21 protein-coding genes are annotated in these 23,337 nt (G+C 38.5%); 2 read left to right on the top strand and 19 right to left on the bottom strand.

The genetic code is table 11. The features are described from left to right. Nucleotides 1–125 precede the first annotated feature (125 nt). The 5 genes from IGJ18_RS12110 to IGJ18_RS12130 form a co-directional block, all read right to left on the bottom strand. A complete protein-coding gene (locus IGJ18_RS12110; protein WP_438843371.1) occupies nucleotides 126–1,430 on the bottom strand; it encodes a glycosyltransferase family 2 protein in 1,305 nt (434 codons plus the stop codon). Further along, nucleotides 1,430–1,939: a hypothetical protein gene (locus IGJ18_RS12115; protein ID WP_053766223.1), complete on the bottom strand. Its 510-nt coding sequence runs from the start codon at nucleotides 1,937–1,939 to the stop codon at nucleotides 1,430–1,432. The genes IGJ18_RS12110 and IGJ18_RS12115 overlap by 1 nt, the downstream gene beginning before the upstream one ends. 293 nt (nucleotides 1,940–2,232) lie before the next feature. Then, a complete protein-coding gene (locus tag IGJ18_RS12120) occupies nucleotides 2,233–4,368 on the bottom strand; it encodes a HelD family protein (protein WP_438843372.1) in 2,136 nt (711 codons plus the stop codon). 75 nt (nucleotides 4,369–4,443) lie between these two features. Beyond that, the gene (locus IGJ18_RS12125) at nucleotides 4,444–6,099 is read right to left on the bottom strand and encodes an FAD-dependent oxidoreductase (RefSeq protein ID WP_438843373.1); all 1,656 of its coding nucleotides are present in this window, start codon (nucleotides 6,097–6,099) and stop codon (nucleotides 4,444–4,446) included. Then, nucleotides 6,100–6,411, bottom strand: a complete 312-nt coding sequence (locus IGJ18_RS12130; RefSeq protein WP_010720955.1) for a rhodanese-like domain-containing protein — start codon at nucleotides 6,409–6,411, stop codon at nucleotides 6,100–6,102. A 170-nt stretch (nucleotides 6,412–6,581) separates the two neighbouring features. Here IGJ18_RS12130 and IGJ18_RS12135 point away from each other — a divergent pair, with 170 nt between their 5' ends. Then, a complete protein-coding gene (locus tag IGJ18_RS12135; RefSeq protein WP_010737033.1) occupies nucleotides 6,582–6,842 on the top strand; it encodes a metal-sensitive transcriptional regulator in 261 nt (86 codons plus the stop codon). A gap of 12 nt (nucleotides 6,843–6,854) precedes the next feature. Beyond that, a complete protein-coding gene (locus IGJ18_RS12140) occupies nucleotides 6,855–7,166 on the top strand; it encodes a DsrE family protein (RefSeq protein WP_010720957.1) in 312 nt (103 codons plus the stop codon). 141 nt (nucleotides 7,167–7,307) lie between these two features. On the opposite strand, the gene IGJ18_RS12145 is transcribed toward IGJ18_RS12140, so the two are convergent. The 14 genes from IGJ18_RS12145 to IGJ18_RS12210 form a co-directional block, all read right to left on the bottom strand. After that, nucleotides 7,308–7,856, bottom strand: coding sequence for a CDP-alcohol phosphatidyltransferase family protein (locus IGJ18_RS12145; RefSeq protein ID WP_096709889.1), 549 nt, complete (start codon nucleotides 7,854–7,856; stop codon nucleotides 7,308–7,310). 203 nt (nucleotides 7,857–8,059) lie between these two features. Further along, a complete protein-coding gene (locus IGJ18_RS12150) occupies nucleotides 8,060–9,958 on the bottom strand; it encodes an endonuclease MutS2 (RefSeq protein ID WP_438843374.1) in 1,899 nt (632 codons plus the stop codon). Nucleotides 9,959–10,468: 510 nt separating this feature from the next. Then, nucleotides 10,469–11,185 (bottom strand): MIP/aquaporin family protein, encoded by a 717-nt coding sequence (locus tag IGJ18_RS12155; protein ID WP_438843375.1) that lies wholly within the window; start codon nucleotides 11,183–11,185, stop codon nucleotides 10,469–10,471. Next, entirely contained in the window at nucleotides 11,186–13,009 is a 1,824-nt protein-coding gene (gene glpO / locus IGJ18_RS12160; RefSeq protein WP_438843376.1) for a type 1 glycerol-3-phosphate oxidase, read from the bottom strand. Between the two features lie 14 nt (nucleotides 13,010–13,023). Continuing rightward, nucleotides 13,024–14,520, bottom strand: coding sequence for a glycerol kinase GlpK (gene glpK, locus IGJ18_RS12165; protein ID WP_413138913.1), 1,497 nt, complete (start codon nucleotides 14,518–14,520; stop codon nucleotides 13,024–13,026). 112 nt (nucleotides 14,521–14,632) lie between these two features. Beyond that, nucleotides 14,633–16,093, bottom strand: a complete 1,461-nt coding sequence (locus tag IGJ18_RS12170) for a helix-turn-helix domain-containing protein (RefSeq protein ID WP_034700450.1) — start codon at nucleotides 16,091–16,093, stop codon at nucleotides 14,633–14,635. Beyond that, the gene (locus IGJ18_RS12175; protein WP_438843377.1) at nucleotides 16,083–17,378 is read right to left on the bottom strand and encodes an FAD-dependent oxidoreductase; all 1,296 of its coding nucleotides are present in this window, start codon (nucleotides 17,376–17,378) and stop codon (nucleotides 16,083–16,085) included. Before IGJ18_RS12175 ends, IGJ18_RS12170 begins: the two co-directional genes overlap by 11 nt. Before the next feature lie 223 nt (nucleotides 17,379–17,601). After that, on the bottom strand, nucleotides 17,602–18,195 hold the full coding sequence (locus tag IGJ18_RS12180; protein WP_053766215.1) for a hypothetical protein: 594 nt from the start codon (nucleotides 18,193–18,195) through the stop codon (nucleotides 17,602–17,604). 322 nt (nucleotides 18,196–18,517) lie between these two features. After that, the gene (locus tag IGJ18_RS12185) at nucleotides 18,518–19,339 is read right to left on the bottom strand and encodes a hypothetical protein (protein ID WP_438843378.1); all 822 of its coding nucleotides are present in this window, start codon (nucleotides 19,337–19,339) and stop codon (nucleotides 18,518–18,520) included. A gap of 349 nt (nucleotides 19,340–19,688) precedes the next feature. Beyond that, on the bottom strand, nucleotides 19,689–20,366 hold the full coding sequence (locus IGJ18_RS12190) for a type 1 glutamine amidotransferase domain-containing protein (RefSeq protein WP_010737023.1): 678 nt from the start codon (nucleotides 20,364–20,366) through the stop codon (nucleotides 19,689–19,691). A gap of 35 nt (nucleotides 20,367–20,401) precedes the next feature. After that, nucleotides 20,402–21,508: an NADH-dependent flavin oxidoreductase gene (locus IGJ18_RS12195; RefSeq protein WP_053766213.1), complete on the bottom strand. Its 1,107-nt coding sequence runs from the start codon at nucleotides 21,506–21,508 to the stop codon at nucleotides 20,402–20,404. 79 nt (nucleotides 21,509–21,587) lie between these two features. Further along, the gene (locus tag IGJ18_RS12200) at nucleotides 21,588–22,022 is read right to left on the bottom strand and encodes a MarR family winged helix-turn-helix transcriptional regulator (protein WP_010720971.1); all 435 of its coding nucleotides are present in this window, start codon (nucleotides 22,020–22,022) and stop codon (nucleotides 21,588–21,590) included. Between the two features lie 423 nt (nucleotides 22,023–22,445). Further along, nucleotides 22,446–22,883 carry a hypothetical protein gene (locus IGJ18_RS12205; protein WP_063627598.1) on the bottom strand — a complete coding sequence of 146 codons (438 nt, stop codon included), beginning with the start codon at nucleotides 22,881–22,883 and terminating at the stop codon, nucleotides 22,446–22,448. Between the two features lie 3 nt (nucleotides 22,884–22,886). Beyond that, nucleotides 22,887–23,303: a DUF3021 family protein gene (locus IGJ18_RS12210; protein WP_010720973.1), complete on the bottom strand. Its 417-nt coding sequence runs from the start codon at nucleotides 23,301–23,303 to the stop codon at nucleotides 22,887–22,889. Nucleotides 23,304–23,337: the final 34 nt, after the last annotated feature.

Raw genomic sequence — 23,337 nt, forward strand, 5'->3', positions numbered from 1 at the left:
TTCTCTGAATCATTTAGCTGTTTTTTTAAGATCATTTAGTTAGTTATGTAACCAAAAAGACTGTAGTAAAAGACGGCTTTCGTCTTCTGCTACAGTCACTTGTTTGCTAGTCCTTTTCAGTTGCATCATTCACTTTTTCGTTCTGGACTTTTCCATGTGCCGCTTCCGTATCCTAAAATCGTTTTGATTGCTGGGATAAAGGTTGTCATGATGGTGATCGCATTGACCATCCAGAATAACAACATATACAATGGGGCAAATAACATATATTTCAATTTTCTTCCTTGATCGTCTACCACCAAAGATGCAATCAGTTGAATGATGCCTGAGATCATTTCGAAGCAAACAAACAGAAAACTAATCGTCAATGTCCGATAGATTTGTTCAAAATTTCCTTGATAAAGATAAACGCCCATTAAAATAATAAAAACGAAAAATGAAATACAAAAGAACAACGACCAAATAATACTAAAAGTTTGATCAATAAACATGAACGTCCTGCCGATATTTTCAAAAGGATGGAAGAGGACTTTTTTAAAATTCGTCAACCAGACTTCCGTCCCCCCTTTTGCCCAACGTTTTCTCTGACGATAAAGCATGGGCAAACTTACTGGGACTTCCATAAAAAATATGATGGTTGGCGCAAACACTGAGATCCAGCCATTCAACTGATGATCCCACGCAATACTGATATCTTCTGTCGCCCGATCTTGACGAAAGCCGCCGACATCGATCAATGCGTCTTTTCGATACATGGTATTTGCCCCACTGTACGCATAAAGACCGCCAAGTACACCTGCTTGTGTTCGTTTGATGATCCCTACGATGCTCGAAAATTCAACAGTCTGGGATTTTCCAAGTAAAGACGTACGATTTTTCACGTCCATATTGGCAGTAACAGCAGAGATATTTCTACCACCAGGGCGAATAAAGTAATTCACATAATTTGACAAAGCATCTGGTTCAGGTACCGTATCCGCATCATTGCTTAAGATCAACCGACCTTTGGCAAAAGCCATCCCAATATCAAATGCGTGAGCTTTCCCCTTATTTTTATCAATGCGGATCACTCGTAATTTGGGGTATTTTTTTTGTAAACGAGCTAATATTGCCGGGGTTTCGTCAGTTGAACCATCATCTGTCACTAACACTTCATAATTCCCATAATTGATTTTTGTCATTAAATAATCGATTGTGTCTTCAATCACCACTTCTTCATTGTGGGCCGGTACCATGATCGTGATAAACAGTTCAACCTCTGTCGGAATCTCCGCCCAATCAATGTGCTTATATTTAAATAAAAACGAATAGCATAATACCCCAATAAACCATGCAAAACTGCCAAGGATTGGGTAAGAAACAAGGATAAAATAAATGATCGTAACTACAAAATCCAGTAGTTCATTACCTGTATGAATGACTCTGACCATTAGAGTTCGACCCCCTCGTTTTTGTAGAGGTTTTCGATCAAATCTTTTTCAAGATTTTGCTCTTCTGATACTACGTAATAGCAAACCGCTTCACGCTCTTCCTTAGGTCCAAAGCGCATGCTGAATTCCGTTTCTAAAATATCTCGACGCTTTTCTAATTTTTCTTCATCATACATTTTTTCACTTCTTAGCATCGTTTGGTAACGACGATTATTCCAACGAGTCATGAATAAGAATAAAAGAACAAAGCCTAAAAAAGCAACCGCTAAAAATAGCAACAAAAAAGAAAACGTTTTTCGTTCTTCCGGAAACGAATGCCATTGTAATCCTCTCCCTTTCATTGAAGCCCGAAACGAAATAGTTACCCAAACAAATGGAAAAATCACGCCACACCATCCTAGAATCGCAACAATCCATTGCTTGATTTTTAACCGTCGATTTCCTTTGGCAAAAAACTTATCCTTAATCAAAAGAGTTGCTACTTCTTCACGTTTTATTCGAGTATTCATTTTTCTCCCACCTTTAAAAAATAAATTTAGTCCCCTTTTATAAAAACCTTTACATTTTTTGATGATGACAGCTAGACGAACAATTCATCAAAATGACCAACTAGACCTTACTTATACTTTACTTTTATTGTATTTATTTAAATTTGTTTATTTAATAGTAGCTTGTTTCTTGAAATATGTATGAGATTTGATCTTGACGTTAAGGTTTTCTTAATAAATTAAAATAACTAAAATAATAAAAATATAAAACAAGTTATCTTAGCGAGTCTCACTAAAGATAACTTGTTTTTTCTCTATTGATCTGTTACCAAAGAAATAACGACAGTTTTCATTGCTCGAGATATAGCCGTGTACATTTGCCTTCTTTCACGTGGGGTATTCGGTTCAGCTGTTAGATAAATCAGTACGTGATCAAATTCGAGTCCTTTAGAAAGACTCAATGGGCGTACTTGGATGTTCAGCTGGTTGTTCCGCTCTACTTTTTGTTGTATCATTGCGGCTTGCTGTTCTTCCAACGTAATGACTGTTAATTGTTCACCCGTGTGCTGTTGTCGTTCATTGACCTGACTGAGCCACTGATCGAAAGTCGCTGCAGTCATAAATTCCGGCTCTTCCCCATAAGGACGAACGGGAACAATAGCGATCTTTTCTTTTTCCCCTGAATATTGGGTAAAGAGAGTCGTGATTGCCCCGCTTGAACGATAACTATTCAATAAATCATATCTCGTCACAGATCGTCCAGCCGTTGAAAAATAGCTTTCAATTGCTTCAAAAGAAGTCGTGGAATTAAAAATCCCCTGATTTTCATCTCCTACGAGTGTAAAGCGAGCGTTGGGGAAGATGTTTAACAAGAGCAAAAGTTGCGCACTTGTATAGTCTTGCACCTCATCGATCAACACGAACTTTTTGACTTGGGTGATTTTTTCAATCAGCAGATGGCGCACATGCAAACGTGCGACGGCTTCATCTAATGTACAAGGAGTTGTTCGCTGATACTTATTCCCAGTGTAACTTTGATAAATCTCCTCAAATAAAAATTGTTCATCGACCCACGCCATCTGTTTGATTTGTTTCGTTAATGTTCGATATTTTCTTTGAAGCAATTGTTTACCATAACTGACTAATTTCTCTGGCGATTCATCGGTGATCAACTGTTGGAAATACTTTTGTTGCATCTCTTCTGGTAAGGATAATAATTGATCTTTAATGGCGTCACTACCTGCTTGTTTCAGCAATTGCTTTTCCCAGTAGCGCAACAATCGGTCTTTAGTCGCTTGAAGTTTTTCTCTTAGATTCGGGTAATCGGGCGTGCTATCATAGATTTTTTTGATCACTTCTTTTGAGATCACGATTTTTTCCTTCTTTTTGATAGCTAAAAAGAAATCAGCCTGTTCAGTAAACAAGGAAGTCGCTTGCTCGATCTGCTTCATAAATGCCTGACTTCTGAGAACTGCTGTCTGGTCATCCACATCCGTCTGCGTAATCCGTTGAAAATAAGCTTTTTCTGATTCAACATTCCCTAAAAAAAGTTGATCCACCAACTGAATCATCGTGACATTCAACGGATTTTTTTCACCTAACGAAGGTAATACCTTACCGATATAATCAATAAATTGATGGTTCGGTGACAAAATCAGCAAATCATCCGCAGAAAGTTGGTTTCGGTATTGATAAAGCAAATAAGCAATTCGCTGCATGATCGTTGAGGTTTTCCCACTGCCTGCCACGCCATTGACTAAGATATTTTGGCTTGTAGTGTCTCGGATGATCGTATTTTGTTCGGATTGGATCGTAGCCGTGATTGCCTTCATCTCTGACGTCTCACTTTGTTCTAAAGCATCAAGTAAGACATCGTCTTGGATTGCTACCGAGGTGTCAAAAAAGTGGAGCAATTGATCTTTTTTGATGATAAATTGACGTCGCTCATGGATCATTACCTCGATTTGGTTTTGATTCACTAAATAAGAAGACTGACCTAAATCGTTGTTATAGAAAAGAGAAGCAATCGGCGAACGCCAATCATAAACCAAGGTTTCATCTTCATCATTGGTAAAGTTAGCCGTCCCAATATAAAAAGCTTCGTGACTGTTTTTTCCTTGTGCTTCTTCCTCTAAAAAATCAATTTCGATCTTCCCAAAATAGGGACTCATCAATAGCCGTTCGATTTTTTTCAAAGTCTCATTAGCTGATTGGATCTTGAGATTCAATTGATCGATTTCGCGATTTTTCATCTCAATCAGTGAATACGTATCAAGATTGTCTAAATAACTGTCAAAATTGATCCGAATATCTTCAGACATCGTTTGTAGAGAGTCCCGACCGTACGCACTGGTTTCTTGTAATAGTTGCTGATACTCTTCCTGCTTTTCTAGTAATTGCCGATAAACTGACGCTAGATAGGCTTCTTCTAAATTTCGTGTGTTGACCATACACATTCTCCTTTGATTCGAAGTAGTAGAACTAACCAGTCTAGCGCCATTTTACTAAGAATGCAAGGCAAAGCTCTATTTTTCTGGATAAATCAAGTCTTCTGGACGAACAGCGTGATACAAAGCAAAGGCGCCATCGAGATTTTGGACATGAAAGCCTGCTTGTTTCAAGATACGTTCTGCTAAGTAACTACGCAGTCCACTATGACAGCTGACAATGTATTCTTTCTCATGGTCTAATTCCGCCAATCGACAGCGTAAATCATTTAAAGGAATATTCAGCGCATCTTTAAAAGCACCGTTTTGCAACTCGCCTTCATTACGAACATCGAGTAAGATTTTTCCTTGTGCAAGTGCTTCTGGCAATTCATGCCATTGGATCGTATCACTTAGCCCTTCTGCGACATTCATGGCCACATATCCCAACATGTTCACTGGATCTTTCGCAGAACCAAAAGGTGGCGCATAGGTAAATTCTAATTCCGGCAAATCAAAAATCGTTAGTTGTCCTTTGATGGCTGTGGCTAAACTATCGATTCGTTTATCAACACCTTTGGCACCCACTCCTTGTGCACCATAGATTTCACCTGTCTTAGGATGAAAGATCAGTTTTAATAAAATATCTGTAGCTTCAGGATAGTAACTAGCATGGTCTTTCCCAGAAACATGGACTACTGAGAAAGGTAAGTTGGCTTGTTGGGCCATTCTTTCTGTTAATCCAGTAGAAGCGGCAGCAAGGTCAAAGACCCGCACAATTGACGTACCAAGACTTCCTCGATTGTTACGAACGATTCCCGCTATATTATCTGCTGCTTGTCGCCCTTGACGGTTAGCAGGAGAAGCGAGAGAAATCAACGCATCGGCACCTGTAATTTGTTGTTTGACAACGATGGCATCTCCCACCGCATAGATGGAAGGGTCACTTGTTTGATAGTGTTCATTGACTACGATCCCCCCACGCAGCCCTGTTTCAAGTCCAGCCATTTTTGCCAATTTACTGTCTGGCTGAACGCCTACTGAGAGGATCGTTAAATCAGAATCGATCGTTGTGCCATCATCTAATCGTAACTGCTTGCCACCATGTTCAAAAGCAGTGACAGAACGTTTTGTTTGGACATGGACGCCTTGTTTAATGAGTTCATTTTGGATATGCACCGCCATTTCTTCATCTAAAGAAGGCAAAACATGTGGTGCCAGTTCTACAATTGAAACTGCCAGTCCACGTTTTTTTAAATTCTCTGCCATTTCCAATCCGATAAAGCCTGCCCCTACTACGACAGCTTTTTTGGGTTGTTCTTCAAGAGCATTCATTACCATATCAATATCCGGTACATTTCTAACGGTATAAACATTTTTGGCTTCTGCTAATCCTGAAATAGCTGGTCTGACTGGTTTTGCCCCTGGGGAAAGAAGCAACACATCATAACTTTCCTGCCATTTTTTCCCATCAGATAAAACTTCAACTTTCTTTTCATCTGGAAAAACGGCTGTGACTTCATGATTGGGACGCACATCTAATTGAAAACGAGCAGCCAATGATTCTGGTGTTTGTACCAAAAGATTCTCTCTCTCACTGATCTCACCAGAGAGATAATAAGGTAACCCGCAATTGGCAAATGAGACATACGGTCCTTTTTCAAACACGACGATTTCAGCATCTTCTTTTAAACGACGTAATCTAGTGGCAGCAGACATTCCCCCTGCTACCCCGCCGACAATAACAATTTTCATTTATTTTCCTCCTACTGTTGGTTCAAACCATTGATTCATTCCACCACGTACATTGATAACATCATACCCCATTTTCTTCAACTCTTTCGTAGCTTGTTTGCTCCGCATTCCCGATTGACAGATGACATAGACAGGCGCTTCTTGTTTTCCTTTAAAACTTAGAATACGTTGAAGTGGAATATTTTTCGCTTGTCTGATATGCCCCCCTTGGTATTCTGCTGGTGTTCTTACATCGATCAACTGAATAGAACCATTCAATTTTTCTTTTAATTCCGCTGTTGAGATTGATTTGACTGTTTGAAATAGTGACATCTTGATTTCCACCTTTTTTATTTTTGTAAATACCTTATGGGGTATATTCAACACAAAAAAGAGAGAATTGTCAACTATTCAAATTCTAGCTTTTTTAAATCGACATAATTATTTACAAAATATACCTACATAGGGTATCATCTCACTAGAAGCATAAAGGAGGTTTTCAAATGGAAATCAATGACAAGAACATCATCAATCGATTAAAACGAACAGAAGGACAAATTCGCGGCATCCAAAAGATGATTGAAGAAGAGAAAGACTGTATGGCAATTATCACACAATTAAGTGCCGTTCGTTCTAGCATTGATCGTGTCATGGGAATGATCGTGGCAGAAAACTTAAAAGACTGTTTGGAGCATCCAGAAAACAGCGCAGAAGAGCAAGCCAAAAAAATGGAACAAGCAATCAACTTGATCATCAAAAAATAAGGAGAGACTCAAATGAAAGTTGTTTTTCATATCGATGAAACGAGAAAGTGGCATGAAACGATGAATAACGTCAAGAACCTATTGAAAATCGCTCCTGAAACGACGATTGTGGTTAGTGTCAACGGTGAAGGCATCACCGGCTACCTTGATCCAGCAAATGAAGAATTTCTTGCTTTAGGGGTTACCTTCCACGCTTGTGCTAATGCACTACGTGGCAATCACATCAGTACAGAATCCTTGCCTGAAAAGGTCATCGTGGTACCAGCTGGTATTTTAGACCTCATTGAATTACAAGAAAAAGGCTATGCTTATATCAAACCTTAAGACTACTAGCTTCGAGAGTTAAGCAAGGTTCTCCTACAGAATTTAAAACAATGAGCGGAAATCCATCCCCTCATCAAGTAAAAGAACTCAAACCACTTCCTTGGTTTGAGTTCTTTTATTTGTATTTGAGACATTACTCTCTTATTTCAATAGTTTATGATATTCACGGATATACAAAACGAAGGATTGAAGCAAGCTATAAGTGATCAATCCAAATATCCAATTGACCCAGATCGCAGGAAGTTCGGGAAACAACAGTAAAAGCACCATGCCTGCGTAAATGACCGCAGTTGCTAATTTCCCATACCATTTTGCTCCATCTAATTTCACATTTTTTCTCAATCCAATGATACCAGCAAAAAACATGAACCCTTCTTTGATCAGAAATAAACCGAATATCCACCAAATCATCGGTCGATACCAAGCCATGGAAAGGATCAAGACCAGTTGCGTCAACTTGTCTGCCACTGGATCTAATAATTTCCCCAATTCCGTGATTTGGTTGAACTTACGAGCAATAAATCCATCTAAAAAGTCAGTGATTCCTGATAGAGCAATCAAGATACCGGCAAGCATAAACGATTGCTCTAAAACAAAGTAAAAATAAAACGGCAAAAGGATCACACGAAAAATTGATAAGAGATTAGGGATCGTTCCTATTTCTTTTCGCCAATTCGAAGTCAGTTTCATACATGACATCTCCCTAAATAAACTTTGTTCCATTTTAACCTAAATCGGTACAAGTGCCAATTTTTTCCTGTTATCTAAAGTCATGAGTAACTCTCCAATTTAGCTATTCACATACTTGGATCGTAAAAACTACTGGAACGACTGTCGAAAAAAGACGAGAGCTATTGGCTATTCCTCTTTAAAACAATGTCTTCATTTAACCCCTAGTCTCTTTTTTCTCGTCGTTCTTTAGCTTCTTTGGCTAATTTTTTATGCGCTTTTTTCGATCCTCGCGCTAGATCTTTTTGCCATTTTCTAGTTTGAAAGTCTGTAAACAAATGGTCTAATTCATAACCGACTGGATATAACTTTTCTGCTGACATCTTTAACGTGAGACGTTTTCGTGGGACCTTGATTAACTCTTTATCCAAGAAAATCGTAACCGTTTCTTCTGCTGTATCTTCATAAACTAAGGCTTCTTGTTGGTGGACCGCAGAATATACCCGATCCCCTTTCGAAAATTGCTGCACTTGTGTCTTCGTCCTAGGCTCGTTTACTTTCGTTGTCCGAAACACTTTTTTGGTTGTTCGATAAGCTTTATGCTGGATATAATATTGGGCTTGTTCGATCAAGGTTTGCGACATGTTCATTTTTTGAGCGATCCATAGCGCTTGGCTTTCTCCTGTTTCCCCCACTTGAAGAAGGTATTTAGGTTTCAATGCTTCTTTATCAAATGCCATTGCGGCTGGAATAAAATCTTCATGATCATTCGCAAATTTTTTGATTTCGCCATAATGAGTAGTTGCAACGATCAGTGCCCCTTGTTCATACATGGCTTCCATGATAGCAACTGCTAGCGCTGCTCCTTCATTAGGTTCTGTGCCACTGCCGATCTCATCAAGTAATACAAGGGTATTTCTACTCACCTTGCGTAACATCTCGGCAATATTTTGCATATGACCAGAAAACGTACTTAACGCATTCTCGATCGTTTGCTGATCGCCAATATCCACAAAAATCTCATCGAAAACAGCTAGCTCTGTTCCTTCGGCTGCCGGAACCTGTAAACCAAACATCGCCATCAACGTCAATAACCCCACTGTCTTTAATACGACAGTCTTACCACCTGCATTCGCTCCAGTGATCACTAATCCTCGATAGTCATTACCAAGTTCAAAGTCTAACGGAACAGCCTTCCCTTGGATCAGCGGATGCCTACCTTGTTTGATCTTGATGTATTCTGATTGATTGATCAGTGGTGTCACACCATGGATTTCTCGACTATACTTCCCTCTGGCGAAAATGATATCTAATCTAGTAATCGTTTCGATAATCAAATCGATTGCTTGTTCTTGTTCTGCTAAAGCACCAGTCAAATAAGCTAAAACTTGATATTCTTCTGCTATTTCTTCTGCTTTTAACAATTGATAATTCATACTCGCTTTTTCCACAGCCGTTGGTTCAATAAAGACTGTCGTCCCTTTATTTGACTGTTCAATAATCGTGCCTGGCACTTTATTTTTATAACTAGCTTTGATTGGGATCGTATAGTGATCGCCTTTTTGAACAATCATTGCTTCTTGGATCATTTCTTTGTTATGCGGATGTCTTAGAAACTTTAAAAGACGATCCTGGATTTCTTTTTCTGTTAGTTGTAATTGTTTTCGTACTTTTCGTAAATTTCGTGAGGCCTCATCACTTACTTTTTGGTTCTTGATTTGTTGATAAATCAATTCTTCGACCATCGACAAATCAGGCATATTCTTACTATACACATGCAACAAGGGTGTTTGATATTGATTTTTTTCAAAAAAACGACGGATCATTCGACTACTTCTTAAAAAGTCTGCATACTCGATCAATTCAGTTGGTGTCAGTAAAAAGCCTTTTTTCACTTGGGAAGTCAACGCATCAATCCGTGTCAATCCCATAAAGGGAACGTGTTGCTGACTTTCTAAGATTTGTCGCGCTTCTTTTGTTTCTTCTTGGCGATTTTTGACTGTCTGTAGATTAGTTTGCGGGGTCATTTCTTCGATACGCTTTTTGCTATATTGTCCAATAGCTCGTTTTTTCACTTCTTCTTTGATTTGATTAAATTGTAATTTATCGATTGTTTGTTTCATATTCTCTCCTTTTTTGAAGAGATACCTGTCTTAAAATAAATAAGACCTAGGAAAAATAAAAAGATGAGGAACATCTCAAATAAGACGCGCCCCATCCCTCATTAATAGAATTGTTGGTTATGAAATGACAGGTATCATCTATAAGCATGCCAAATAAGCTTACGGCTCTATTGGCTATTCAACTTACTACGTTAGATACCTGCTACACTCATCAAAATACCTCATTCATCTAGGTTTTATTTATTTTCAAGTTCACTATAGCAAGTTTAGCTGTCACTGTCAATCAATAACGAAAGCCCTTTATTTCACTCTGGTTAGTTCAATCAAGACCCATGAACAAATCTAAAAAAATTTTCTGGTTGTCAGCAAAGCGCCCGTTGATTTTGCGATCTTCAATAACCCATTTTTAAAACGCTGCTCTTTGTCAAGTGCTAAAAAACGGTAAAATAGAAGACCTATTTTACCGTTTTCTATATTATTTATTAAGGAATAACACACTTTACCGCCTTTTTATACCATCAACATGTACATGCCCACAGCCACGACAGCTCCGACCATTGGCGCTACTACTGGTATCCATGAATAGCCCCAGTCTGAGTTTCCTTTGTTTGCAATTGGTAGAATCGCATGGGTCAGACGTGGACCTAGGTCACGAGCTGGGTTGATCGCATAACCAGTTGGTCCACCTAGGGAAAGACCGATTGCTAAGATCAAACCTCCGACAGCAAAGACATTCGTACCATCGGCAAATGAGTTTTGTCCAAACGCTAATAATCCTAGTACTAAAACGAAAGTACCGATCAACTCGGTGATAAAGTTCGCTGGGTAATTTCGAATGGCAGGACCTGTCGCAAATGTACCTAAAATTGCGCCTTGGTCTTTTGTCACACTCCAATGTGGTAAATACGTCAACCAAACTAAAACAGCACCGACGATCGCACCTAACATTTGCGCAATAATAAACGGAATCACTAGGTTCCAGCCAATTACACCGGTCATCGCCATCGCTAAAGATACGGCTGGGTTCAAATGAGCAGGTCCCATAAATCCGGAAATATAGACAGCCATTGTAACGGCTAGTCCCCAACCAAAAGCAATCACGATCCAACCAGAAGCTTGGGCTTTACTCTTGTTCAAGTTAACCGCAGCACATACCCCATCACCAAGTAAAACTAAAATCATCGTACCAATAAATTCTCCCATGATCTGCGTCATTTCTGCACTCATCTAAATTTCCCCCTTCAATTCACGTAGATCCGACTCTGCGATCAATTCTTCTAAATGAGCTTCTTGACGCTTCTTCTCTTCTGCTGACCAAGCGAAGTAAGACGCAATGGCATCAATGATCGGTTGTTTGATTGCATCAAGTTGATCACGTTCAAACAACAAGTGATTCGTGCGGCGAATCAAGTAGTCGCCTGGTGCTAATACCATTTCTTCTTCTAACCCATAACGTAAACGAGCAGATTCAGCTAAACTTAGTCCTTCATACGGTGTCATTTCTTTTGCCAAAGCAAAAATCTTTTTCGCATTGGTTCCATAAAAATCTGCAATGTATTTTGCATCAGCTTCTGCTAAACCAGATTCAACTCCGATTTTTGTCAATTCTTCCACAGTTTCTTCCAGTTTCGTTGGATCAAAATCTCCACCGGAAACGGGATAATGTTTCGAATCGATTTCTTTTACTGACATCCGGTAGTCATCTTTCAACAACTGGCGGATTAATTTTAGTGCCCCCTCTGCCATCTTACGGTAGTCTGTGATCTTCCCACCTGATAGTGTCACCAAACCATCCGATTCACGTTCTAATGAGCTACCTCGAGAAATCGAAGAAGGGGCTTTTTCATCACGGCTGTTTTCTAAATGATTCAATACATCCTCTACTTCTAACCGAGAAGCCTTGTTTTCTTTATATTCAGTAACCGTATCAACGACTTTACTAAAGCTTTTATCTGAAATAGAGCCGTTGTCACCACCGTTATAGTCAGAACCAGAATTACCGATCAATAATGGGCGTAACCCTGCCCAACTTGATTCGATATCTGCGAGGGTGATGTTTGCATCTGGGTAACGATGATTGATGACATCTAATAAATAGTCCACATCTTCTTGCGTTACTTTTGGTTCCGTATAGTCTCCTTGATAGTCCGTATCTGTCGTTCCAAAATACGTTTTATTTTCTCGTGGAATGGCAAAAACCATTCGGCCGTCTTGTTTGCCCGTGTCAAAATATGTTGGTTGTGGAACAGGCAGTTTTTTAGCATCTACGACTAGATGAACACCTTTGGTTGGTCGCATCTTAGGTGATACCGCACGTTTGAAATTCAAGTTACGGATTTTATCGACCCATGGACCACTTGTGTTGATCACTATTTTTGCGTGGATCTCCACGACTTGATCCGTTAACAGATCACGTGCTTTGACACCCACGATTTGATCTCCTTCATATAAAAAGCCAATCGCTTTCATTTTACTTACTAGGTAAGCACCATCTTCTGCTGCTTTTTTGATGTTATCGATCACTAAACGTGAATCATTGTTCCGAAAATCTAGATAAACACCAGCGCCCTTTAACCCTTCTTTTTTCAAAAATGGTTCTCGTTCTAACACTTCTTCTGGTGTCAGCGTATAGTTTTCATATTTTGTTCCAGTCACATTTGCCAATTTATCGTAGAGATCCATTGCCACTTTGACTGAAAACATATTAAACGTCGTTGCACCCTCATCTTCATAGATCGGTAGTAACATTGGATCAGGTTTTGGAATGTGCGGTGCAATGCCTTGGACCACCGCTCGTTCGCCTACAGTATCTGCTACAACTTCGACGTCAAAAGTTTTAAGATAACGAATCCCTCCGTGTACTAATTTTGTGGAGCGTGAAGAAGTACCTTCTGCAAAGTCTTGCATTTCGATTAGCCCCGTTTTGATTCCTGATGCAGCGGCTTGAAGCGCCACACCAGCCCCTGTGATACCGCCACCAATAATCAGCAGATCCAATTTTTCGTGTTGCATTTTTTCAATACTTTCTTGTCTTGTTCCTCTTGAAAACATGACATTCCCTCCCTTTACTCAAATGCTTGTGTTGCTACTACCGCTTTTTTCCAACCGCCATATAATTTTTCTCTACGCTCTTCAGGCATCTCTACTTCAAACATCTTGCCCGCTTCATAAAATTCTCTGATTTCATCTGTATCTTTCCAAAAACCAACCGCTAAACCAGCTAGAAAAGCAGCACCTAATGCCGTAGTTTCCAGATTTTCTGCTCGTTGGATCGGAATATTTAAAATATCTGTCTGAAATTGCATCAAATATTCATTATTCGCTGCTCCTCCATCGACCTTCAAGACTGGAATTTTGATCCCTGTGTCTTCTTGCATCGTATCAATGATATCTCTTACTTGGTATGCAATCGATTGTAAGGTTGCTTTGATAATGTCTTCTTTGGTCGTCCCACGTGTCAACCCAAACATCGAACCTCTCGCAGCTTGATCCCAATAAGGTGCCCCTAACCCAACAAATGCTGGCACGACATAAACTTCATCCTCACTTGTGGAACGTTTTGCTGCTTCTTCGGAATCACTTGCTTTTTGTAACATTTGCAACCCATCTCGCAACCATTGGATGGAAGAACCTGCTACGAAAATGCTCCCTTCCAGTGCATAGTAAACCTTGCCATTGATTCCATAACCAATCGTCGTTAATAGATTGTTCTTGGATAGTTGGGGTTTTTCCCCAGTATTCATGACGATAAATGATCCTGTACCATACGTATTTTTGACCATTCCAGGTTCAAAAGCCATTTGTCCAAACAAAGCAGCTTGCTGGTCACCAGCCATCCCAGAAATCGGCACTTCACTTCCATAGAAATGATACCCTTGTGTATAACCATAAATTTCTGAATTAGAAGTCGGTTTTGGCAGCATTGCTCGAGGAATGTTCAAAAGATCAAGGATTTCCTGATCCCAATCAAGATCGTGAATATTAAACAACATCGTCCGACTTGCATTGGAATAATCCGTCACATGTGCTTGACCGTCTGTTAATTTCCATACCAGCCATGAATCGATCGTACCAAAAAGCAATTCGCCTTTTTCAGCACGTTCTTGCGCTCCCTCTACATGGTCAAGAATCCAACGTATTTTGGTAGCAGAAAAATAGGCATCAATCACTAAACCTGTTTTTTTATGGAAAAAGTCTTGGTAGCCTTCCTTTTTTAAATTATCAGCAATTGATGCGGATTGACGAGATTGCCAGACCACAGCATGATAAATCGGACGTCCAGTATCTTTTTCCCAGATCACCGTCGTTTCACGTTGGTTAGTGATCCCGATGCCTGCAATTTGATTCGGTTTGATCCCAGATTCAATGAATGCCCCTGCAATGACCGACTGTACGGAGTTCCAGATTTCATTCGCATCATGTTCCACCCAGCTCTCTTTAGGAAAATATTGCGTGAATTCTTTTTGTGAACTACCGATATGTCTACCTTTTTTGTCATAAATAATTGCTCGTGAACTTGTCGTTCCTTGGTCAATCGCCATGATGTATGTTGATTCTGTCATTCTGATCTCCTCCATTATCTGCAAACGCTTTCTAAATTTATCTTTATCTTACACCGTTTCATTTTTTAGAAACTGCCAAAAAAACATTTATTTTCTGTTTTTTTGACAGTTTTTAATTTTTTGCTTTTTTTTCTTCTTCGATTTTTTGCTTTAACCTTGCGATATCATAGCTTGAAGCAAACTCTGATAAATAATAATAATTTTGATGAGGATCTTCTTGATTAAATGTGATCACTAAATCATACTTTTTCCCTGGTTGTCGATTTTCAATCTCAATCCCACTGATTCCTTTTAGCTCTCTTAACAAAAATTGTTGAAATGCCACTCGATAAATCGGTAATGTTTCAATATCGATTCCGATAGTGACCGATTTCGCAATATAAAAATCGATCATCATAAGAATATTGGCATACTGAATCATGAGATAACTTAAAGCAGCTTCTTCACCTTGTTTAGCAGGTAGTTGTGTCAGCGTTGTTTCTTTCAATCGTTCGAGTAATTGACTAAGGGAGCGGCCTAACATCTTTTTCTGTTGTTGCAAGAGATGTTCTGGCTCATAGATCATCATGACTCCTCGAAAAAAATAAAACTCATTATCGATTTGAGCTAATTGATAACCAACTGCTTTTTCTTCCTTGATCTTCAACTTTCGTGGACGATAGTGCCACAACATCGTTTCTCTAATGTACGTATCTAATACAGCTGTTGGTAATTTTTTGCTTCGGGTTAAATCATATTGATAAAAATGTTCTTCTGATAACACAGCAAACGAGACAAAAAAACTGTAAAACATTAAAGGCTCATAGCCACTGATCTCAGCAGCTGTCCGACTTAAATAAAGCGAAATGACCGGATCAAGTGCTTGATACAAACGATCCTTTTGGTAAAGTATTTTCTTTTCTTTCAATGTAGCAAACGTCGTTTTTTCACTCAATAGCCGTTTACGAGTGATCCCCAGCCAGCAGGCGATTTTACTAGCTGACTCTTGAGAGAATGTCGTTTCTAAGGCTCGTTCCAACCCTAAAATAAGTGGCGCTTTATCAGGCGTCTGTTGTAAGAAAAGGGGACGTTGTGATTCAGAGATAAATTGGAATAACACATAGTAGAAATAACGAACTTGCAATTCCTCGCCATAGAGTTGGCCATTTTTGATTTGTAGAGAAAATTCTTGCAGTAACTGATTCAATTCTTTGATCTTACGAAAGACAGAAGATTCACTGATATTAAAAGCTGTCGCTAGACGAACGATCGATGCTTGGTGATGTTCTAATAAATAAACAAGCAGATTAAATTTCAAGCTTTGTTGAACTAAGAATAGAATGATTTTTTCTAAGCTGACATCTTCAGCCAACTCTAATGTGACTTGAAATTCATTTCTTTTGATTGCTACTTTCTTCCCCATCATCCTACCGATCATTGGGATTTCTGCTATATATTGATCAAATGATGTTTTAGAAAGATTGACTTGTTCCCTTAATTGATTCGTGCCTACAGTTCCACCATGCAACACCATTTCCCTAAGAATCAACACTTGCAACTGCTCTTTTTTCTCTAATAATTGTTCAATCTTCATCGAGCGTATCAACCACCTTTATCAATTGAAGCGGCAACCGATATTCTGGCTGGAAGAATAACTCCCGTTCGAATAATTTCTCTAACGTCCAGCCTTCCTCGATAGCGAGAGTGAATCGATCCAATAAATCGAATATCTCTCCACGACTTCGCAACTGCGCACCAAGTAATTGTCCCTTTTCATTGCACATCACTTTGATTTTCGCCGTTTCACTATTGATCGCAGCTAAGCGGGCAAGCAAATATGTTTTACGGACAGTCTGCGGATAAAAAATACTTTCTTCTTCCGTTAGCCCGACACTTCCTAGAAAATAACCAAACCAATGATTTCCAATTGCTCGGTAGGTTCCCGGATCTTTCGTACGTTTGCCACTAATCGTTTGACTGACCACTTGTGCCGTACGTAGTGCATTATTGACCAAAGAGACATACATTTTTTCTTGAGTCGGTTGGAACGTCACTTGGATCGCATCACCGATTGCATAAATATCCTTCGCTGACGTCTGCAAATACTCATCGACCCAAATCGTACCATCTTCATTTAGCTTCAACTGATCTTGCCAGAGATGATGGTCTGGACGCGTGTGATTCGCTAGCAGAACTAAATCATAGCTTTCTGTTTTTTGATCCGTCACTACGACCACTTGCTCGTTTTCTTCGAGCGTTTGCACTTGTTCATTCAAAAACAATTGGATATGCCGTTGCAATAACTCATGTGTTAACGGTTGAACCATTTCGGGATCGAAATAACGGAACAACAATGTTGGTCGACTTTCATAGAGATGGATTTCTTTTTGCTGATGATATAACCCTTCTGCTAATTCAAGTCCTACTTGTCCCGCACCAATCACAGCAATCTTTTGTGCCTTCGCAAGACTTTGTTCCAAAGATTCTTTTAAGTGGATATCTTTAACAGAACGGATCTGCGTACTTTTGTTTCCATTTTTGAATTGCTGACTCGAACCCGTTGCAATCACTAACGTATCAAAAGTAAGCTGACGCCCATTTTGGATAAACACTGTCTTCGTGGCTATTTCAAGTGAAACGACTTCCGTGCGTACTTGCACATCAATTGCGTATAGCGCTTGCAATTCTTCCTTAGTCAACCAATAAAGTTGCTCTTTACTTGTGAGTTGCTTTTTTAACAGTAAATTGAGTCCACTCGGTATAAACCCAATCTTGTCTTGTTTTTCCAAAAGTATGATTTCACTGTCAGGACAACTTTTTCGCAAAGAAATTGCTGCATAGATCCCCGCAAAAGAACCACCAATGATCACGATCCTCATCCATTTCCCTCTTTTCCAATAGCCTATTTGAAGAGTATCATGTAACCGTTAATGTTTCAAAAAATGTACTCAAAAACGAAGCAAATCTTCGATCATAAGAACAGCCGTGGTGTTAGATCAAGTAGGCAACTTTTGCAGAATAAAAAAATAAGTTCGATTTTGACAATAAAAATCAAAATCGAACTTATCTTCTTTTTGAGAAAGAACTATCATCTCAGTCTCATTAATCTATTATTAACGAAGCATCAATTACAATAAATTTTTTGTACTCCACATCATAGATTGTCCATAAATATGCTCCAAGTCCTTCTCGCCCCCCATTATAATATTGGGTAAATTCATTATTCCAAAGATAGATTTCCAACCTTTTTTTTTCTGGAAAAAGTTGCTGGTTTATTTCAATAAAATCTTCCTTTTTCCCATATAAATTTTGAGGATTATCCATAAACGCATGTTCATATGTTCCTTTTTCTTCAAAAAATTCTTCGACAGATATTTTTTTGCTATTCATTAACTCTGGATTTACTTGGATAGGATAACCTTTGATTTCATCAAATGAACGCAAATTAGTGTAAATAATCTTTTCCTCTCTTGTTTCCTGATACTTCTTTTCATATTCCCTACTAGTAAACTTTCCATCTTTTGTTTTAATCGCCCAAATTCTAAGCGCCCACAGTCTATTTTTGTAATTAAGAAAAGCTAATGCAGCTTCTTGATGGCTTATTATCTTTTGATAATTCTCTTCATAAAAAAAAGCATAATTCATAGCAAAACCTTTTTTTCTGAAATTCCATGTTTCTTCTTCTAATAATTCCATTTCATCACTCTCCTATACTTCCCCATACTATTTTCCTTTAATTCCATCATAAAACCTTTTTAATTATAAAATTATTTAAAACTACTTTTTCACAAAAAAAGGAAGAACGAACTTCGAAAAAATCATAAGTATTACATTGTCACTGCTTTTCCAGATCTAAAAAGATATAAAGAAGAAACAAATACTTTGATCTATGAATAATAGTGTAGTATGGAGTAATCGAACTACAAATATGTACTTGATTTTGTTGATTTCCCCTTAAAGAAAAGAGAGCCAAGGAAGTTCTTCCCTTGACTCTCCTTTTTTAAACACTTTTTACCACCTATGGAATAATTAGGGCAATATCAATCACTGTAAATCGTTTCCTTTTTTTGTCATAGATCGACCATAAATACGCTCCATCATCTCTTCTACCTTCATTATAATAATTGGTAAAATCAGTATGCCATTGATAAATGACTAACTCACTTCGATCAGGAAACAAGAGTTGATTGACTCGTTGGAAATCTTCGATTGTTCGATGGGTCTGGAGATAACTACAAAAAGCAATTTGGTATTCCCCACCCTTGGCAAAAAAAGTTGTAGAACTGATTTCATCAGCTTTCATCATTTCGGTATTGACCCGTATGGGAAAGCCGTCATAAGTATCAAACGAGGTTTCTTTCATATAAGTAAGCGTTACTTCTTCAGTTCGTTCGTAGAGTTGTGGAAACCTGATCAATAATGCTTCACGCTCTTTTCTAAGCTCTTTTATCATTTGGTAACGCTCTTGTTTGCGTTCTTCATACTCCATTTGTAGCTTTTTGAGGTTTACTTTTCGCCCGACTGCTTGAAGATATTTGATCTTTCCTTGTATATCTGCTTTTATTTGGGCATCTACACCAGCTTCTATTTTTGCCTCGACTTCTGGGGTTAGTGTGACCTCAATTTTTGGCACTTCGGCAAATTTTTGAGTTAATCCAGGCACAAATTTTGGTGTCCAGATACACCATGCCCGATTAGCATATGTAAGAAATGCCAGTACTGCTTCACGATGACTTTCATATCCTCGATACTTTTCCTCAGTAAAAAAAGCACAATTGACCGGCTCAATTAGATATTCATTACATTCATAATAGAACGTTTCTTTTTCTAGCAATTCCATTTCATCATTCCTTTCTTCCTTCCTTAATTACTTTCTATGTATCCGCTTTTATTTTACCATGTTTTTTTACCTCTCATACTCCATAAAAAAATCAATTTTTAGACTTACGTTGTACATTCTTTTTATTTTTTTATAGAAATAGAGGGCAAAATCTGAAGCGACTCCAAACAGTTAGACTAAAAAATCTAAATTTTGGAGGACGTTTCAGATTCCACCCTCTACTTTATAAAGTTTTCTTCTATTGTTAAATTGGATTGTTTTTTGGCAGACTTACTATAATGCTGTAATAAGAAGGCCTACATCGGAACTATTTATTTTCGTTTTTTGCTTAACTTTTTCCCTTAACAACTTATTTCTTCAAAGATTCAACGACTTTGATTCCTAATTGATGCGCAGATTGAGGATTCTGTCCGGTCAACAACTGTCCATCTGCATGTACGACCGCTGTAAAAGCTGGTCCTGCTTGATAGTTTGCTCCTTTTTCTTTCAAGGCATCTTCTGTTAGAAAAGGTACTTTGTCCGTTGTTCCATTCGCTGTTTCTTCTTCGTTACTAAAACCAGTGACCGTTTTTCCCGCTAAAATCGGTTGACCAGAAACGTCAACTACAGGAAGTAATCCGACTACACCATGACAAACAGCTGAAACGATTCCGTCATTCTGGTAGATCGATGAAGCAATTTTTCCTAGATCCGTTGCTTCAGGAAAGTCCCACATGGTTCCGTGTCCACCGGTATAATAAATCGCACGATACTCGTTTGGGTCGACTTCAGCTGGACTCAAGGTGCTTCCTAACGCTCGGTTACGGAAATCTTCGTCCTGATAATAGTTCCAATCGATTTCATCCATCGCTTCCAGACTCTTCGGCTCCAAAGGAACATACCCACCTTTAGGACTGACAAAATCAGCTGAGATATTATTTTTGACTAAAGCATCATAAAAATGAGTCAGTTCACTCAGCCACAGCCCTGTTGGACGGTCGGTTCCTTTATATCTTTCCACATTCGTTAAGACGATCAATACTTTCATTGTTCTCTCTTCTTTCTTTACTAATAGATCTTCACTTATCTATTAGTATTTGATTGATAACGGATCTGTAAAAAATTATACAATGGATTAGGTAAATAGAGTTCTTGATATGCTTTTGCAAATGGTTTGGTCACAAGTTCTGTATCGCGATTTTCCATTAATTTGACCGCCCATTCGGGATCAACTAATAGTTGCTGTCCAACTGCGACAAGCTCTGCATCAGATAAAACCGCTTCAACATCTTGGCGGTTACGGACATTCCCTACACCCACTAATGGTATTTTTCCTTGCAATGTTTCATGGAGATAGTGAAGCATCGATTGCTCATTGTATTGCTCAGAACGAGCAACACGATCATACGTACTTAATGAAACATGAAGGTAATCCAATTTTGTTTCACGTAATTTTTCCATTAGCCATATGGTATCTTCAAAACGGATACCAGGCGTTTCAAATTCTTCTGGTGAAAAGCGATAACCTACGATAAAAGGCTCTGTTGCGTATGTTTCGACAGCTTGAAACACACTTTTCACTACTTCATCAATAAAGCGATAGCGATTTTCTAAGCTTCCGCCCCATTGATCTTCACGACGATTAGAATGTGGCGAAAAGAATTGTTGGATCAAATACGTATTAGCACCGTGTAATTCTACACCATCAAATCCAGCTTCGATCGCTCTTCTAGTTGCTTCACCAAAAGCCTTGATTGTTTCTAAGATTTCGTCTTCTGACAAGGCACGTGGTGTTTCCGCATTAGGTCGTTCTGCAGGGATTGCGCTAGCCGAAACAGTTTGTTCGCCTGATAACGTTGCTCGACTCGTCATACGTCCGCCATGGAAGATTTGTACGATCGCTTTTGCCCCATTTTCTTTGATTGCCTTTGCCAAGTCACTGAGCCTAGGTATCATTTCATCATGGGCTATGCTAAGTTCACCGGGCCAGCCTTTTCCTATATCTTGCACATTCGCAGCCCCTGTAATAACAGCGCCTAGTCCCTTCGAACGTTCTTGGTAATACGTGATCTCATCTTCCGTAATCACACCATTATAAAAACTTAACTGGGTGGTCATAGGTGCCATCATCAAACGGTTAGGTAATGTCACACCAGAAGGAAAAGTGATTGTTTCGTTAAAATTTGCCATGGTGATTCCTCCATTCAGTTCTCTTCGTTTATTAAAACACATAATTAGTTGCGCATACAACTAACGAGATTAAAAAAATTTATTTTTTTTGTAGTTTTTCAGTGGCTGAATTGATTGCTTTAGATAAACATTCACTTTCTACAGATCCTAGAATCTCTTGATATGCATGATGTAGTTCTTCCCAACTACTATCGATTTCTTTTACAAATTCCCGTCCTTGATCCGTCAGATAAACTAATGACAAGCGTCCATCACTGACTGTTTTGATATAGCCTTTGTATTCCAATTTTTCGACAAAACGAGCAATCGTTGAAGGTGCAGAACAAAGTAATTGGGCGATATCCTTTTGTGGTAACCCATCTTTTTCTTTTAAAATCAATAAAATAAACCCATATGTCGGTGTCAAACCCGTTTTCTTAAATGCTTCATCTGCCATTTTATTCAACAGGCGATCTAATTTTTTCACACTAAAAAACAGACAATCATTTAACGCTTGTTCAATCGGTTTTCCCATGTTTTCTCCCCCTAATATCCGCGTAACATATCATAGTATGATTTTTGTTATTTGTCAAAAAAGGCTGTAGTAACAAGGGAAAACAAGAGCATGTAAAATTCCTAGAAAGAATAATATAACCTGTTTTAGGGGATATAAAAACGCAGAAACAAGATTCAAGCACCTTCAAACAATGGGCTGCACCAAAAATTTGAAATAAGATAAGTAGAGAACAGATACGGCAAAAAATTGTCTTGGTATTTCTTATCATTTTTGAAGTCTTCTTACTTTCTTGATGTTTCATACTGTTATCTTTTCACATGCTCTCCTTGTTGAAGAGAGGTCTTATTCCATTCATAAAAGAATGATTCAAAAAAATTGTCACTAGGTACCGCCGAATAAGAAAAAATACGACTGATTGGTATTGTTTATGCGCTGATTGGTTTATACTTTTTTCAGATAAACTACTTTGGCACCTAATAATGAGACACCGATATGCAAAGTTTCAGCAACTGCAGGTACGCTTTCACCAAAAGGCAATACGCTGACACGATTGATGATGACCCCTATGATAAATACAAGAACGGTCAGCCAAGTTCCCTTTTTTACCCATTGCTGGTCACTTTGTCTTTGATAGATTTTTACAGTTTGGGCACGTAACACGCCAAAGATGAATCCCAGCAAAACAGACAAAACAATAAGAATAAGTGTATGGTTAGTCTTAATGATTTCTTGCCAGTTGCTTATGATTAAATAAAGTCCAACTAATACAATGATGATTTCACTTTTCATCGTGTCTTTGATTGCTCTTTCTTTAAGTAATCTCTGTAAAAAAAAGAGAATCAATACTAACACAATGAGATAATTTTGTAGATGTTCCACGTTTTATTCTTCTTTCTTTCCTGAAATTCCTGAATGCCGTGTATTGATTATTTGGATTCGTTTATTTAACAATCGGGCTCGTAAAAAGTTCCTGATGATCAAACAAAGCCACACAATGAAATAGATACTCACAAAGGTTAGCGTGTATCTCTCAAAATGAACAGAAACACTTCCATTCAACAGCACCAACAAGAAATAACTAAAGGCATACGTACTAATAAAATGTAGCAGTATAATCTGAAGATAATTAAGCTTCTCAATTCGCTCGATCAGCGATACTACGCCAATAAAAGCCGAGAGAAAGAAGACAAAAAGAATCTCATTTCTCGTGATCTCATGGGTTTGTGAAACTAATTTGAACAGCAAGAAAGCAAAGCTTCCAATACCAATACTTCTCATCATACGTTGTATCAATTTCATCGAGCTCTCCTTTTCATCTTACTAGCTATCAGGT

Source organism: Enterococcus sp. AZ078, from assembly GCF_051714985.1.
In the GTDB taxonomy this organism is placed as follows: domain Bacteria; phylum Bacillota; class Bacilli; order Lactobacillales; family Enterococcaceae; genus Enterococcus_B; species Enterococcus_B hirae.

Excerpts from the sequence above, each read along its gene's own strand:
- IGJ18_RS12110 (WP_438843371.1), bottom strand. The coding sequence starts at position 1,430 with ATGGTCAGAGTCATTCATACAGGTAATGAACTACTGGATTTTGTAGTT.
- IGJ18_RS12115 (WP_053766223.1), bottom strand. The coding sequence starts at position 1,939 with ATGAATACTCGAATAAAACGTGAAGAAGTAGCAACTCTTTTGATTAAG.
- IGJ18_RS12120 (WP_438843372.1), bottom strand. The coding sequence starts at position 4,368 with ATGGTCAACACACGAAATTTAGAAGAAGCCTATCTAGCGTCAGTTTAT.
- IGJ18_RS12125 (WP_438843373.1), bottom strand. The coding sequence starts at position 6,099 with ATGAAAATTGTTATTGTCGGCGGGGTAGCAGGGGGAATGTCTGCTGCC.
- IGJ18_RS12130 (WP_010720955.1), bottom strand. The coding sequence starts at position 6,411 with ATGTCACTATTTCAAACAGTCAAATCAATCTCAACAGCGGAATTAAAA.
- IGJ18_RS12135 (WP_010737033.1), top strand. The coding sequence starts at position 6,582 with ATGGAAATCAATGACAAGAACATCATCAATCGATTAAAACGAACAGAA.
- IGJ18_RS12140 (WP_010720957.1), top strand. The coding sequence starts at position 6,855 with ATGAAAGTTGTTTTTCATATCGATGAAACGAGAAAGTGGCATGAAACG.
- IGJ18_RS12145 (WP_096709889.1), bottom strand. The coding sequence starts at position 7,856 with ATGAAACTGACTTCGAATTGGCGAAAAGAAATAGGAACGATCCCTAAT.
- IGJ18_RS12150 (WP_438843374.1), bottom strand. The coding sequence starts at position 9,958 with ATGAAACAAACAATCGATAAATTACAATTTAATCAAATCAAAGAAGAA.
- IGJ18_RS12155 (WP_438843375.1), bottom strand. The coding sequence starts at position 11,185 with ATGAGTGCAGAAATGACGCAGATCATGGGAGAATTTATTGGTACGATG.
- glpO (WP_438843376.1), bottom strand. The coding sequence starts at position 13,009 with ATGTTTTCAAGAGGAACAAGACAAGAAAGTATTGAAAAAATGCAACAC.
- glpK (WP_413138913.1), bottom strand. The coding sequence starts at position 14,520 with ATGACAGAATCAACATACATCATGGCGATTGACCAAGGAACGACAAGT.
- IGJ18_RS12170 (WP_034700450.1), bottom strand. The coding sequence starts at position 16,093 with ATGAAGATTGAACAATTATTAGAGAAAAAAGAGCAGTTGCAAGTGTTG.
- IGJ18_RS12175 (WP_438843377.1), bottom strand. The coding sequence starts at position 17,378 with ATGAGGATCGTGATCATTGGTGGTTCTTTTGCGGGGATCTATGCAGCA.
- IGJ18_RS12180 (WP_053766215.1), bottom strand. The coding sequence starts at position 18,195 with ATGGAATTATTAGAAGAAGAAACATGGAATTTCAGAAAAAAAGGTTTT.
- IGJ18_RS12185 (WP_438843378.1), bottom strand. The coding sequence starts at position 19,339 with ATGGAATTGCTAGAAAAAGAAACGTTCTATTATGAATGTAATGAATAT.
- IGJ18_RS12190 (WP_010737023.1), bottom strand. The coding sequence starts at position 20,366 with ATGAAAGTATTGATCGTCTTAACGAATGTGGAAAGATATAAAGGAACC.
- IGJ18_RS12195 (WP_053766213.1), bottom strand. The coding sequence starts at position 21,508 with ATGGCAAATTTTAACGAAACAATCACTTTTCCTTCTGGTGTGACATTA.
- IGJ18_RS12200 (WP_010720971.1), bottom strand. The coding sequence starts at position 22,022 with ATGGGAAAACCGATTGAACAAGCGTTAAATGATTGTCTGTTTTTTAGT.
- IGJ18_RS12210 (WP_010720973.1), bottom strand. The coding sequence starts at position 23,303 with ATGAAATTGATACAACGTATGATGAGAAGTATTGGTATTGGAAGCTTT.